Below are 12,425 nucleotides of genomic sequence, written 5' to 3'. Positions count from 1 at the left end.
GCCCTATCCTTTTTGACTGCGGCCGCTACCAACGAAGGGCTATCGAAAGCACTCCCCGTCCGCACGATGTAGCTCTGATCCTTCGCATACCTTCGCCATCACCTCAGCGGACAGCCTTGCAAAGATGACCTTGAACGAAGCAGATCCTCGCCGAAAATACGCTGTCCGCTATCCGGACGGACTGACATCACAAGAAGCAATCGCCCTGCTCGAGCAGGCATGCGCCGACGTCGCCCCGAACCTAACACTGAGCGAAATGAGTGACGGAGCCACGGTCGAGGGCGAGCCCTGGCACGTTCTGTCGGTCTGCTTGGCGCTGCCGCTGTTCGAGTTGACTGAGATACTCTAGCCGCCCTCGCCAGCTATGCGCCTTTGCCCCAGCCCCCCCAACGGCCGTGAAGTCCGCGTCAAAGGACCAGACGTCTACCGGGGAGCGTTTCCCGATCCGTGCTACTCGCCGGTGCTGGAAAGCAATTCGTCGAGCTGATCCAACTGCTCGGGCAATGCGGCCGCCCCGCTCTGCAGTGCTTCCTCAAGCGCTTCCTTGGACGGATAGACTTCGTGGAAAGTCAGCAACGTTCTGCCGCCCTCGTCCTTAAAGGTCACGGTCGTAATTGCGCCCTCTTCGCCCTCATCGTTGGTCCAGACTATTCGCTCGTTCGGCACCACCTCAAGATACTTGCCATAAAAGGCGATGGTGTCCGAACCGCCGGCGCCGAATTCCAGCCGATACCTGCCGCCCGTACGCACGTCCATCTGGCACGATACGAGCGAAACGCCAGGTGCCGATTTTGGCACCCACCAGCGCTGGAACAGCTCGGGCTGGCTCCACGCCCTGTAGACCATGCTCGGCGGCGCATTGAATGTCCGCGTTACGACGAGTTCGCGGTCCCCTTTGCGCTCGACTGACGTGCGGTTCTGCGCGCCAGCGGCTTTGTTGACTTGCTCATTCATCGCTTACCTCCCGTTTCAGTTCGCTGATGATCTCGTCCAGTGCTTCGAAGCGGGCCTCGAAGAGTTTGCGATGCGCCTCGATCCACTCGGCCTCTGCCTCAAGGCCACGTTTCCCAAGCTTGCAGGTTCTCACCCGTCCGACCTTCTGCGTGACGACGAGCCCCGCCCGTTCGAGAACCTGGACGTGCTTCTTCATGCCGGTCAGTGTCATCTGGAACTTGTCCGCCAGACTGGTGATCGACGCGTCCCCTTGCCCAAGTAGATCGATGATCCCGCGACGGGTCGCATCGGACAGCGCCGCGAACGAGAGATCGAGAGGGGCATTAGAATACTGAACCATGTAGTTCAGTATTTAACTTGCTTCCGAAGGAAACGCAAGCGGCGCGGCGGGGGACGCTTTCACTTCTTTTTAACCATGAATCGTGAAACTGCGCAGATCCGGAGGCATGATGCCGACGTTCGTCTAGGGTAAAAGTGCATGCGTAACCCGCAAGATCAGAAGCTCACCTCCGGCGCGACCAATTCGGAACCCGGCTACCTCATCACCCGCCGTGCCCTGCTTTCGAACCTCGGCGTCATGACCCTGCTTGGTGCCTCCGGCTGCTCGCAGTCCCTCGAACTCCCATCGCTCGAGCCGTCCAGTCGGATGTCGACTGCGAGCGTTGACTATATGTCGACCGGCGCAATCCCACCGATCAGTGTCGACAGCAACATCACCGACAACAGCACGATGTATGCCTCGCTGAACGACAATGGCTTCGTCATCCCGGCAATCCCATTCCAGAAGGTCAAACCGGAATTCCGTCGTCAGATCGTTCGCGACCCTACCGGCGAGGCGCCGGGCACGATCGTGGTGCGGCTTAGCGAGCGGCATCTCTATTGGGTGCAGGAAGGTGGCGAAGCGGTCCGCTACGGTGTCGGCATCGGCAAGGCCGGCTTCGAGTGGAGTGGGCGGGCAGAGATCCAGTATACGAAGGTGTGGCCGACCTGGACGCCGCCCAAAGAGATGATTGCGCGCAAGCCGGAGCTGGTGAAATGGACGGGCGGCCAGCCGGGTGGCCTCGACAACCCGCTCGGAGCCCGGGCACACTATATCTTCAAAGACGGCCAAGACACCGGCTATCGCGTGCATGGCTCACCGGAGTGGTGGACCATCGGCACACAGGCATCTTCCGGTTGCGTACGCATGATCAACCAGGACGTTGTCGATCTCTACAACCGGGTCAAGGCGTCGCCGACCAAAGTCCCGATTGTCGTCGCATAAGAGGGCGCTTCGAGCCCATTTCTAACAGTCACGCGGGATGCCAAACACCCAGGGCCAAGAGGATATGCGGATAGAGCCGCCGCCATCGCGGCCGAAAACGAGCCGCAAACTGGGCTGCAGCTTCCGAGCCACCAAATGAGCCACCCGGCATGCGCTCAAGACTCGTTCTGCCCTTTAGCTACCCGAACAGGGGCGCTGCACGAACTCACCGCACCGCTCCTTGAGCAGCCGGAAGGCGAGGGATGCACCGGCGACGACGGTGAGCACGCGCACAACATGGTGCAGTACGACAAAGGGCACTTCCACATGCAGCGACAAGGCAATGAGGCTCATTTCAGCGACCCCACCGGGAGAATAGGCAAGGACATAGGCAACGAAGCGGTCGCCGCCGGCCAGCGACAACAGCCAGGCGAACATGACGGTGGACAGAAGCATCAGGACCGTCGCGCCAGCGGCTAGCGCCAGCGCGCGCAAGATCAAGCGCGGCGAGGCATTGGCAAAGCGGCATCCAATCGTCGCGCCGATCACGACCTGCGCACAGGCGAGAGCGGCCACCGGCAGTTCGAAATCCGTCACACCAACCAGATGCAGGATGGCGCTGGCAAGCATTGGCCCCACGAGAAACCGTGCCGGCAGTTTTAGAAGCGTGCCAAGGGCAACGCCACCAACGACTGCACTGCCAAACCAGATAACGTCCTCCGCCGATATTGCCATTTCACCGGCAGAAAAGATGCCCGTTCTGTCAATGGTAATGCCTGCAAATGTCTGGATCAGAAAAGGCAGAGTTAAGACGACGAGGAAAATCCGGGCAGAGTGAATGAGGGCAATCATGCGCTCATCGCCGCCCTTTTCCGCGCCAAGTGTGATCATTTCGACGAGCCCACCTGGCATAGCCGAGAAGAAGGCGGTGACGGGATCAAGCCTGGCAATCCACCGAAAATAGACAAAGGCCAGTGCACCGGTGAGCGCAATGAAGGCGACCAAGCCGACGAGCGAAATGCTCCAGGCTGCCGCATGCGCGAATGTATCCGGTGAGAACGAAGTGCCGAGCATCGCACCGATCACCGCTGTCATCGGTGGTCTGGCCTGTTTTGGCAGAGAGACGGGAAGGCCTGCAAAGGCACAGACGGCCGTAGCCAGCATGGCCCCCAGCAGCCATGCGAGCGGCATATGCGCGAGCCACATCAAGGAGCCGCCGAAAGCACCTATGGAGAGCGTCAGCGCAAATCGCCCGCCCGTCTTCCTACCGGCGCGGTTCACCGGAAGCTCATAACCTGGCGCGTGTGCGTTACGACGGGTGTGGTCGCGAAGCACGGACCGACGATCTTGCGCCAAGTCTGAAAATCCGCCGAGCCTCGAAACCCGACCGTGTGATCCTCGACCGTTTCCCAATCGACGACGAGGCGATAGACCTGCGGCGTCTCGATAACACGGTGGAGAGCGATCCCGCGACATCCCCTGGCGTGGAGGAACAGCGGAGCGGCCTTTTCGACGCCCCGCTCGAAATCACCCTCCATCCCCGGCTTGATGGTCAGTTCTGCAACTTCCTGGATCATGCCTGGGCGCCCGGCTTGTGGCCATGCTCGGCGTCAATCGTGTGCTCCTCGCCGGTGTCGATCATAGTCCGGGTGGCATCGATCGATGCATAGACCCAGAAGATCCGCATGGGCTCCGTCTCCGACGCATTGATGAAGCGGTGCGGAACGTTCGCCGGTATCCAGGTCGTATCATTGGGTCCGAGGGGATAGCGCACACCGTCGATCTCGGCGATCGCCTCGCCATCGAGGATCATTACGCTTTCCTCGCAATTGTGCTTGTGCATGCCAATCGCAGCGCCTGGATCGAACGCGGTGATGCCGTTGATCATGCTATTTGAGCCGCACTTGCGCGTGACCAGCGGCGTGGTGCGTGCGCCGTTGCCACGGTCGTTGGTCTTCAATTCCCTTGGCCGCAGTACGGCCGGCATCGCAATGCTCATCGTGCTCCTCCATGTGCTGTCGCCGGCGTCTGGGCGGCGCCAATCCACACGGTCTTGATGTTGACGAACTCGCGGATGCCGTAGACCCCGAGTTCGCGCCCGTAGCCGGAGCGCTTGATGCCGCCGAAAGGGTAGCGAGGGTCGGAGGCGACCATGCCGTTGATGAAGACGGCGCCGGCTTCGATGTCGTGCGCAAGCGATCGGGCGCGTTTAAGATCGCTGGTCCAGAGCGCGGCACCGAGGCCGAATTCCGTCTGGTTCGCGAGCGCCACCGCCTCTTTGGCATCCTTAACGCGGATAATCGCCGCAACCGGCCCGAAGGTCTCCTCGCAAAACGCAGCCATGTCGGGGCGGACATGGTCGAGGACCGTCGGCGAATAGTAGAATCCATCACCTTCAAGCGGCGCACCGCCAACTCTAAGTATCGCGCCGGCAGAAAGGCTGCGCTCGACCTGTTTGTGCAGGCCAGTCATCAGGTTCTCCCTGGCCATCGGGCCGATATTCGTTTCGCGCTCCATCGGGTCGCCGATCTTCAGCTTCGCCACCTCTTGTAGGAAGAGTTCAACGAACCGGTCGGCGATGGTTTCCTCGACGATGAAGCGCTTGGCATTGACGCAGGATTGGCCGACATTGATATAGCGCGCCTTGACTGCGATCTTTGCCGCCTCTTCGAGATCGGCATCGGCGAGCACGATGAACGGGTCCGAGCCGCCGAGCTCAAGCACCTGCTTCTTCAAGGCCTTACCGGCCTGGGCAGCGACAATCGCCCCCACTTCCGTCGATCCCGTCAACGTCACGGCGGCGATCCGATCGTCCGCGATGATGCCGGCAACCTTCGACGGCTCGATCAGCAGCGTGGCGAAGAGACCTTCAGGGCAGCCGGCTTCCCGCATCACCTCTTCGATCGCGAGCGCGCATTCCGGAACATTGTTGGCGTGCTTCAAGATTGCGCCATTGCCTGCTGCAAAGGCCGGGGCCGCAAAGCGGAAGAACTGCCAGAACGGATAGTTCCACGGCATGATCGCCAAGACCACACCGAGCGGATCGAAGGCGATGACGCTCTCAGCCGCGTTCGACGCCACCGGTTCATCCGCAAGGTACTTCGGCGCATTCTCGGCGTAGAAATCGCAGTTGTAGGCGCATTTTTCCACCTCAGCTTCGGCTTCTACGATCGGCTTGCCCATCTCGCGGGTGATCATGGCGGCATAGCGAGACTTTCCGGACCGCAGCACCCGCGCCATGGCGTAAAGAAGCGTGCAGCGCTCAGCGACTGCCACTCTTCGCCAGCCGGCCTGTGCCTTCGCCGCCGCGCTCAACGCCTGGTCAACATAGGCATCGTCGTGAAGGTCGTAGCGCGCGAGCTCGCGGTCGTTGGCCGGATTGATGGAAACGATCATGCTCTTCTCCTGGTTTCTGATCTCGCCCGCCAGGCGGCGAGAAATGTCAAACTCTCGGCAGTGTTCGCCGAGGGTGTGAACTCGAAGCCGACGGCGCCCTGGAAGCCATGCGCTTTGAGTGCCGAAAGGACCGGTTCGAAATCGATCGTCCCAGTCCCTGGCTCTTGCCGCCCCGGATAATCGGCGATGTGGACGTGCCCGATGCGATAGGCATTTGCCGCGATCCACCGGGCCGGATCGATGGCGGTCGCGCTCGCGTGGAAGGTATCGAGGAGCAGCAAGAGATTGCCGGGACCAAAGACATCCTGCACGTGGCGCGCCTGCTCCAGTGTGGAGAGCGCATAGCCTGGCACCGACCGCTCACTGATCGCCTCGATCAGGATCTTCACCGGCGTGCCGGCTGTTCCCTGGATGGCGTAATGCAGGTTCTCGAAGTACACGCTTTCGGCGTCTGCATCGCTAGGTGGAATGCCGGCCATCGGGTGAAGGTAGGGCGCATCGGCGGTGAGCGCGAACTCAAGGGCGTTATCGAAGGCTGCGCGAAATTCGGACTGCCGGCCCGGCAGAGCGGCGAGACCTTTTTCGCCCTTCGCGAGGTCGCCGAATGCGCAGGAGAGCTGCGCAAAGCGGAGACGGTGTTTCTCTAAAAGACCGCGGATGATCGCCGGCTCGAACGTCTCCAGATAAGGGTGTTCAATGGCATCAAAACCCACCGCAGCCGCCGCTTCGAAGCGTTCCTCGAAGGGTAGCTCCCTGAACCGATAGCCGATATGGGCCGAGAACATGGACCGCGTGGTCACCGCACCATCCCCTCAGCAAAGATCGCGGGCGCTGACGAGCACGCCGTCCGCATCCGCATAGAGGTAGGCGCCGGGCGCGAACGTGACGCCGCCAAATTGGACCGGTATGCCCGTCTTGCCGGCACCGTCTTTCACGGACTTCTTCGGTGTCACCGAAAGGCAGAAAACGCCCACGTCCATCTCCGCGATCTCAGCACTGTCGCGCACCGCACCGTTGATCACGATGCCGGCCCAGCCATTGTCGCGAAGGATCATCGCGATCTGGTCGCCGAGCAAAGCGACGCGGCTCGAGGCGCCACCATCGACGACCATGACCCTGCCCTCGCCCGGCTTCTGCAGTTCGGCCTTCAACACAGCATTGTCCTCGAAGCATTTGACGGTCGCAATCGGACCGCTGAAGGACTTCGTCTTCCCGACTTTCAAAAAGGGAAGATCGCAGAAGTGCACTTCCTCCCCATGCGCATCGACGAGATCAGCCGTTTTCATCAGTTTCTCCTTCAATAGCTGCCGAAAACGGCCTTTAATTCCGTGACGTTTTCAGGGGAAAGCATGCGTTTCGGCGCATCGCGCAGCAGCACCAGCAGCTTGGCAGTTTCCTCCAGTTCCTCGGCTGCGTAGACCGCCGATGCGATATCCTTGCCGGTAACGACGGGGCCATGATTAGCAAGCAGCACGGCGGCATAGCGACCACCAAGCTCCGCGATCATGTCGCCCATGCTTTCATCGCCCGGCTTGACGTAGGGGAGCAGCCTCACTTGCCCCACGCGCATGACGACGTAAGGGGTGAGCGGCGGAATGCAGTCGTCCGGATCGGTGTCGGCAAGACAAGAGAGAGCCGTGGCGAAGGTCGAGTGGAGGTGAACCACCGCACCTGTCTGTGGTCGTGTTTCATAGAACGCCCGGTGCAGGAACACTTCCTTCGAGGGCTTGTCTCCGGAGATGTGCCGGCCGCTGCGATCGAGCTTCGAGATACGTGCAGGATCGAGGAAACCGAGGCACGAATTCGTCGGGGTCATCAGGATCCCGTCCTCGACCGCAGCACTGATGTTGCCGGCGGAGCCGACCGAGAAACCACGGTCGAACAACGACTTCGAAAGCCGAGCGATCTCGTCGCGCATCCTGATTTCAGCACTCATCTGCCTGCGAGCCTTTCCAACGCTTTGACAAAAAAATCGGGGGCGCCGAAATTGCCGGACTTCAGCGCCAACGACACAGCTTTTGCCCCACCCGACAACAACACCGGCACCCCGGGATCGATTTCCGGCCCAATCGTCAGCGCACCGAGATCGAGTGCCGAAACGACCGCCCCGGACGTTTCCCCACCGGCAACGACGAGGCGACGGACACCAGCCTTGACCAGTTCCTGAGCCGTTTTCGCAAAGAGTTCATCGAGCGCCGCGGCAACCGCTTCCCGGCCGAAGCGCGCTTGGACCGCCTGGACCTCGTCGGGGGTGCTCGAGGAATAGACGAGCGGCGCCCTGCCCTCGTTGGCAAGCAGGAAGGATGTCAGCATGGCGGTCGTCACCGAGCCGGCCATGACACCTCCAACGTCGATCGCGAGCGTCGGGTGGTTCTTGCGGTGGATCTCGACCTGTTCGCGGGTCGCACCGGAGCAGCTTCCGGCGAGAATGGCCTCCGGCCCATCGACGCCTGCGACGCTGGCGCTGGTTCCGGCAGCAAGGCCTTGCTCGATGAAGTTCGCGGCAAGACCGATCGCGATGCCAGAACCTCCCGTGACAAGGCGATCTCCCGCCGCAGCACGACCGATTGCGACGAGATCGTCATCCGTGATTGCATCGACGATGACGAGCGTGCGATTGCGCTCGCCGTTCTCCCGCAGCGCTGCTCCGATTTCGGCCGAGCCTTGCCGCACGACGGCGATCTCGACATGTCCAACCTCAGTCGTCGACTGGAGCCGCAGCCAGCGCCGGATGTCCGCATCGGTCATCGGGTTAAGTGGATGGTTTTGCAGGCCGGACTCGCTCAGAAGCCGATCCTTCACGAAGAGGTGACCCTTATAGACCGTTCGGTCGGCACCGGGAAATGCGGGGCAGGCAATCACGCCGCTGACGCCCAAGGCCTCAGCAAGCGCTTCGGCAACCGGGCCGATGTTGCCGGCCGGAGTGGAATCGAAGGTCGAGCAGTACTTGAAGACGATCTGCCGGCACCCCTGATCGAGCAGCCAGCGCAGGCTTTCCAGCGACTGTTCGACGGCCGACGCTACATCGATCGACCGGCTCTTTAGCGCAATGACGCCGGCTTCCACCTCAGGCTCGGCCTTTGCACGAGGGATTCCAAGGTATTGTACCGTGCGAAGACCACCCTGCCGCGGCAGGCCCTTGGCGAGCGTATTCGCGATATCGCTTGCCCCTGTAAAATCGTCTGCGATAACCCCAAGCAGCATTGAAGGTGTACTCCCGAATTTCATGCTGCGCCGAGAAGGCGCTTGAGTTTGTCGATGGCGGCATCCGGGCTCGACAGAACCGGGATGTCCGTCACCGCCCGCACCTCCGGTACGGCGCGTGCCGTGGAAAAATGCGCAAGCACGATGCTGTCGAAGCCACGCAAACCCGCCGCCGCTTCGGCGACGAGCCGATTGTGGGTCTCTACATCACCCGCCCGCACCGCCTCGATCGCTCCGTGAACCAGGAAGCTCTCCATGGTTGCGGTCGGATCGATCCTTTCGGCCTCTTCCAGAAACTCCGCCTCCATGCCGTCGCGCGCAGGCGGGAAGGTGTAGAGCATGGCAGTCCTGCCGCCTTTCCGGATCGCAGCCTCGAACATCGCCTCGTTGGGTTTCAGCACCGGGATGTCGACGGTCGCCGCAGCCTGCTCGATCGCCCGACCGAAGGCCGAGCAGGTAAACAGCACCGCCGCACTCCCGATCTGCCGCGCATATTGGGTCAGGGCCTCGATACGGGCCGTCAGGACTTCGGTGATGTCGGCGCTGGCGGCACGGTCGGGCGAAAGGCTGTCTTCCAGGAGGTTGACCAGATTGGCGTCCGGCCAGGCCGTTGCGAAAGCAAATTTGATCGGTTCCATCGCGATCGGCGTTGCATGGACGAGCGTTATCCGAGGCTGTCTCGACATGAATATACCCTTGAATGGAGCGGTCGCCGCAAGAAGCAGCGACCGCCTGGCGGCCTTCGCTAGCGTTGGCCTGCCGAGAACACCCAGACGCTTTCAGATGGAATTCGTGCCCAGACCGTGCCGGTCGCAAGCTGCCTTGCGCCGTGTGCCTTGGCGACGAAATCACCGCGACGCAGACGGTATTCCCAGCGGTCGCCGAGATAGATACTGTCGTCGAGGTTCATCTCGAGCCCACCCGCCTCGGGCTGGTCGCTGACGCTGATCTGCTCGACCCGGATCACCGCCCGCGCGTCGTCGGATGGGTTGACGCCGGAGGCATCGCGCACGGTGCCGTCAAGGCTCCAGTTGTCGCCGCCGATGACGGCGCTGCGGCCGTTGATCGACTTGACCTTCGCCTTGACGATGTTGTTCGCGCCCAGGAAGTCAGCCGAATAGAAGCTGTTCGGGTTGGAATAGATCTCCTGTGGTCCGCCTTGCTGAACGATGCGACCGTCCTGCAGCAGGAGAATGTTGTCGGCTGCGGCGAGCGCCTCGCTTTGATCGTGCGTGACGAGGATAGCGCAAATTTCAAGGTCGAGGATCAGCTTGCGGATCCAGTAGCGAGCCTCCTCCCTCAGCTTCGCATCGAGATTGGAGAGCGGCTCGTCGAGCAACAGCACGCGCGGCTCGTAAACCAGCGCCCGGCAGATGGCGACGCGCTGTTGCTGACCGCCCGACAGTTGCGACGGGAAGCGATCGGAAAGATGGCCAAGACCCATGCGCTCCAGGATCGCCTGCACGCGCTTTTCGATATCGGCCTGCGTCACGCCGCGGAGCTTCAGCCCGTAGCCGACATTTTCCTTGACGGTGCGATGTGGCCAAAGAGCGTAGGACTGAAATACCAGACCGATGTTGCGCTGCTCGGGCGGAAGCGCGAGCTTCTTTTCGCCATCGAGCACGGTCTTGCCGCCGATGACAATCTGGCCAATCTCCGGCTGCTCGAGCCCGGCGATACAGCGCAACAGTGTGGTCTTGCCGCTGCCCGACGCGCCGAGCAGGGCGACGATGGAGCCGCGCTGCGCGGTGAAGGACGCGCCTTTGAGGATCTGCAGACCGCCCAGCCACTTCTGGACATTGCTGACAACGAGTTCAGTCATGGATTTTTGCTCCCAAGCGGAGGGCGAGTGCGAGACCTGCGCCCGTCAAGACGATGCTGATGAGGGAAAGAGCGGCGATCGTGTTCATGGCGCCGGTCTGAAGAAGGGAGACCATCAGCGAACCGATGACTTCCGTGCCGGCGCCCATGAGGTAGACGCCGGTCGCGTACTCGCGGAGGAAGATGATCATGATGAGCGCCCAGGCACCGGCCAGACCCGGCCGGACGATCGGGATCACCACATCCTTCCAAGTGCGGCCGATCGTGGCGCCCGTGGTGCGCGCGGACTCCTCGAGCTCCGGCGCAACCTGAATGAGCGTGCCCTGCAAGAGGCGCAGACCATAGGACAAGCCGACGACCAGATAGGCGACGAAAAGGCTGACCAGTGTTGGCCTCAGCGGCGTAAGCAACGGCACAAACAGGAAGACCCAGAAGAAGGCAAGGCCGACGACGAGGCCCGGAAGCGCACGCGGCAGGAGGACGATATAATCCAGCACCGTGTTCGACATGCCCCAGTTGCGGTGACCGGCCAGGCCGACGGCGAGATAGATCGCCACCGCCGCAGCACCACCGACGACCGACAGGATGATCGTGTTGACGATACCGTTGTAGAGGCTCGGCACTTCGAGCATGCGGCTGAAATTGGTGAGCGTCAGTTGGTCGAAGAGGTTGACGCCCTCGCCCCAGGCATCGACGAAGGCACGTACGGTGATGCCGCCGATCGGGAGGACAACCGATACGAAGAGCCAGAAACCGATGAGCGAAAGGGCAATGACCTGGCCACTCGCGCCGAGTTTCAAGGTGGCGACCCGGGCACCCTTTCCGCCGAGCGCTGCATACTTGCGAGCATTGCGCAGCAGCCTGCGCTGCATCCAGACGAGCGGCAGCGTGATCAGTACCAAAACGACCGCGACGACAGCCATGAGCTGATAGGTCGGTGTGCCGAACAGCGTCGTCAACTTGTAGATATAGGTGGTCAGCACCATGATCCCGTTCGGATCGCCAAGAACGAGCGGAATGCCGAAGGTCTCGAAGCCGAGCAGGATGTTGAGGGCCGCCGCAAAAATCAGCGCCGGCAGCACCATAGGCAGCGTAACGTCGCGCGAAACCTGCCAGACGGAAGCGCCGGTGGTGCGTGCGGCTTCTTCGAGGTCCGACGGCAGGTTCCTCATGGCCGAAGAGACATAGAGGTAGACGTGCGGAACGTGGCTCAGACCGGCGATCAGGATCATGCCCGGCAGGCTGTAAATGTTCCAGGGTACGAAGCCCAGCACACTGCGGAAGAAGAGCGAGACGAAACCGGTCGGACCGACCGACACCGTGTAGCCAAAGGCAAGCACGATAGACGAAATAAACATAGGCACGAGCACGAGGATCTCGAGCAGTCGCCTGCCCTTGATGTCGGTGCGCGTGATCAGAAAGGCGAGCAGACCCCCGAGCGGCACTGCGATCGCCACCATGCCGAAGGAGAAGATCGCCGTCGTACCGAGAGCGCGATAGAAATTCTTGTCGGTGAAGACGTACTTGTACGCATCGAAGCCGAAGTGCGCACGGGGGCTGAAGAACGCAGCCGTCAGGAAACTCTGATAGATGATCAGGCCGACGGGTGCCAGGACGGCAACCGCGAGCAGACCGATGACGATGCGCCGATAAAAGTTTGCATTTCCATGCCGCGGCATCTTTGCCGGATACTTCTTTTCGGCTGCGGCTTTCGTCAAAGGGACTGCAGCCGGTGCTTGGATGTGGGTTGACATTCTATGCCTCTCGCAAACGGTGGCGGAACCGCGGCGCCTGAGCGCCGCGGTCG

Annotated in this window: 15 protein-coding genes; 2 read left to right on the top strand and 13 right to left on the bottom strand. The window is 61.6% G+C overall.

Translation table 11 applies throughout. The features are described 5' to 3' along the window. Positions 1-124 precede the first annotated feature (124 nt). Positions 125-349, top strand: a complete 225-nt coding sequence (locus AC3WVQ_RS31215) for a hypothetical protein (protein ID WP_034801898.1) — start codon at positions 125-127, stop codon at positions 347-349. A gap of 101 nt (positions 350-450) precedes the next feature. Here the strand turns inward: AC3WVQ_RS31215 and AC3WVQ_RS31210 are convergent, their stop codons facing one another. Together AC3WVQ_RS31210 and AC3WVQ_RS31205 are read right to left on the bottom strand one after the other, a co-directional pair. Beyond that, positions 451-954 carry an SRPBCC family protein gene (locus tag AC3WVQ_RS31210; protein ID WP_060610047.1) on the bottom strand — a complete coding sequence of 168 codons (504 nt, stop codon included), beginning with the start codon at positions 952-954 and terminating at the stop codon, positions 451-453. Then, positions 947-1,294 (bottom strand): ArsR/SmtB family transcription factor, encoded by a 348-nt coding sequence (locus AC3WVQ_RS31205; RefSeq protein ID WP_060610044.1) that lies wholly within the window; start codon positions 1,292-1,294, stop codon positions 947-949. The genes AC3WVQ_RS31210 and AC3WVQ_RS31205 overlap by 8 nt, the downstream gene beginning before the upstream one ends. A 138-nt stretch (positions 1,295-1,432) precedes the next feature. Between AC3WVQ_RS31205 and AC3WVQ_RS31200 the strand changes: the two genes are divergently transcribed. Continuing rightward, a complete protein-coding gene (locus tag AC3WVQ_RS31200) occupies positions 1,433-2,218 on the top strand; it encodes a L,D-transpeptidase (RefSeq protein ID WP_034801903.1) in 786 nt (261 codons plus the stop codon). Between the two features lie 174 nt (positions 2,219-2,392). On the opposite strand, the gene AC3WVQ_RS31195 is transcribed toward AC3WVQ_RS31200, so the two are convergent. Genes AC3WVQ_RS31195 through AC3WVQ_RS31145 form a run of 11 tightly spaced genes read right to left on the bottom strand, consistent with a single transcriptional unit; the run spans position 2,393 to position 12,372 of the window. Further along, the gene (locus AC3WVQ_RS31195) at positions 2,393-3,478 is read right to left on the bottom strand and encodes an AbrB family transcriptional regulator (protein ID WP_060610041.1); all 1,086 of its coding nucleotides are present in this window, start codon (positions 3,476-3,478) and stop codon (positions 2,393-2,395) included. After that, positions 3,475-3,774: an antibiotic biosynthesis monooxygenase family protein gene (locus AC3WVQ_RS31190; protein ID WP_034801905.1), complete on the bottom strand. Its 300-nt coding sequence runs from the start codon at positions 3,772-3,774 to the stop codon at positions 3,475-3,477. Before AC3WVQ_RS31190 ends, AC3WVQ_RS31195 begins: the two co-directional genes overlap by 4 nt. Beyond that, positions 3,771-4,196 carry a cupin domain-containing protein gene (locus AC3WVQ_RS31185; RefSeq protein WP_060610038.1) on the bottom strand — a complete coding sequence of 142 codons (426 nt, stop codon included), beginning with the start codon at positions 4,194-4,196 and terminating at the stop codon, positions 3,771-3,773. Before AC3WVQ_RS31185 ends, AC3WVQ_RS31190 begins: the two co-directional genes overlap by 4 nt. Next, positions 4,193-5,593, bottom strand: coding sequence for an NAD-dependent succinate-semialdehyde dehydrogenase (locus AC3WVQ_RS31180; RefSeq protein WP_060610035.1), 1,401 nt, complete (start codon positions 5,591-5,593; stop codon positions 4,193-4,195). The genes AC3WVQ_RS31185 and AC3WVQ_RS31180 overlap by 4 nt, the downstream gene beginning before the upstream one ends. Next, a complete protein-coding gene (locus AC3WVQ_RS31175) occupies positions 5,590-6,378 on the bottom strand; it encodes a hydroxypyruvate isomerase family protein (protein WP_060610032.1) in 789 nt (262 codons plus the stop codon). The genes AC3WVQ_RS31180 and AC3WVQ_RS31175 overlap by 4 nt, the downstream gene beginning before the upstream one ends. A 27-nt stretch (positions 6,379-6,405) precedes the next feature. Continuing rightward, positions 6,406-6,879, bottom strand: coding sequence for a ribonuclease E activity regulator RraA (gene rraA / locus AC3WVQ_RS31170; protein WP_060610029.1), 474 nt, complete (start codon positions 6,877-6,879; stop codon positions 6,406-6,408). An 11-nt stretch (positions 6,880-6,890) separates the two neighbouring features. After that, a complete protein-coding gene (otnC, locus tag AC3WVQ_RS31165) occupies positions 6,891-7,529 on the bottom strand; it encodes a 3-oxo-tetronate 4-phosphate decarboxylase (protein WP_034801923.1) in 639 nt (212 codons plus the stop codon). After that, complete coding sequence (otnK, locus tag AC3WVQ_RS31160; protein WP_060610026.1) at positions 7,526-8,797, bottom strand: 3-oxo-tetronate kinase; 1,272 nt, start codon at positions 8,795-8,797, stop codon at positions 7,526-7,528. Before otnK ends, otnC begins: the two co-directional genes overlap by 4 nt. 20 nt (positions 8,798-8,817) lie before the next feature. Then, positions 8,818-9,483 (bottom strand): aspartate/glutamate racemase family protein, encoded by a 666-nt coding sequence (locus AC3WVQ_RS31155; protein ID WP_060610023.1) that lies wholly within the window; start codon positions 9,481-9,483, stop codon positions 8,818-8,820. Between the two features lie 59 nt (positions 9,484-9,542). Beyond that, positions 9,543-10,619, bottom strand: a complete 1,077-nt coding sequence (locus AC3WVQ_RS31150) for an ABC transporter ATP-binding protein (RefSeq protein WP_034801927.1) — start codon at positions 10,617-10,619, stop codon at positions 9,543-9,545. Continuing rightward, positions 10,612-12,372 (bottom strand): ABC transporter permease, encoded by a 1,761-nt coding sequence (locus tag AC3WVQ_RS31145; RefSeq protein ID WP_060610017.1) that lies wholly within the window; start codon positions 12,370-12,372, stop codon positions 10,612-10,614. Before AC3WVQ_RS31145 ends, AC3WVQ_RS31150 begins: the two co-directional genes overlap by 8 nt. Positions 12,373-12,425: the final 53 nt, after the last annotated feature.

This window comes from Ensifer sp. EB106-05-01-XG146 (genome assembly GCF_058791875.1).
The sequence above is the reverse complement of the archived record's forward strand: the minus strand, read 5'-3'. Positions and strand labels throughout refer to the sequence as shown.

Coding starts and splice junctions, on each gene's coding strand:
- AC3WVQ_RS31215 (WP_034801898.1), top strand. CDS start 125: ATGACCTTGAACGAAGCAGATCCTCGCCGAAAATACGCTGTCCGCTAT.
- AC3WVQ_RS31210 (WP_060610047.1), bottom strand. CDS start 954: ATGAATGAGCAAGTCAACAAAGCCGCTGGCGCGCAGAACCGCACGTCA.
- AC3WVQ_RS31205 (WP_060610044.1), bottom strand. CDS start 1,294: ATGGTTCAGTATTCTAATGCCCCTCTCGATCTCTCGTTCGCGGCGCTG.
- AC3WVQ_RS31200 (WP_034801903.1), top strand. CDS start 1,433: ATGCGTAACCCGCAAGATCAGAAGCTCACCTCCGGCGCGACCAATTCG.
- AC3WVQ_RS31190 (WP_034801905.1), bottom strand. CDS start 3,774: ATGATCCAGGAAGTTGCAGAACTGACCATCAAGCCGGGGATGGAGGGT.
- AC3WVQ_RS31185 (WP_060610038.1), bottom strand. CDS start 4,196: ATGAGCATTGCGATGCCGGCCGTACTGCGGCCAAGGGAATTGAAGACC.
- AC3WVQ_RS31180 (WP_060610035.1), bottom strand. CDS start 5,593: ATGATCGTTTCCATCAATCCGGCCAACGACCGCGAGCTCGCGCGCTAC.
- AC3WVQ_RS31175 (WP_060610032.1), bottom strand. CDS start 6,378: ATGTTCTCGGCCCATATCGGCTATCGGTTCAGGGAGCTACCCTTCGAG.
- rraA (WP_060610029.1), bottom strand. CDS start 6,879: ATGAAAACGGCTGATCTCGTCGATGCGCATGGGGAGGAAGTGCACTTC.
- otnC (WP_034801923.1), bottom strand. CDS start 7,529: ATGAGTGCTGAAATCAGGATGCGCGACGAGATCGCTCGGCTTTCGAAG.
- otnK (WP_060610026.1), bottom strand. CDS start 8,797: ATGCTGCTTGGGGTTATCGCAGACGATTTTACAGGGGCAAGCGATATC.
- AC3WVQ_RS31155 (WP_060610023.1), bottom strand. CDS start 9,483: ATGTCGAGACAGCCTCGGATAACGCTCGTCCATGCAACGCCGATCGCG.
- AC3WVQ_RS31150 (WP_034801927.1), bottom strand. CDS start 10,619: ATGACTGAACTCGTTGTCAGCAATGTCCAGAAGTGGCTGGGCGGTCTG.
- AC3WVQ_RS31145 (WP_060610017.1), bottom strand. CDS start 12,372: ATGTCAACCCACATCCAAGCACCGGCTGCAGTCCCTTTGACGAAAGCC.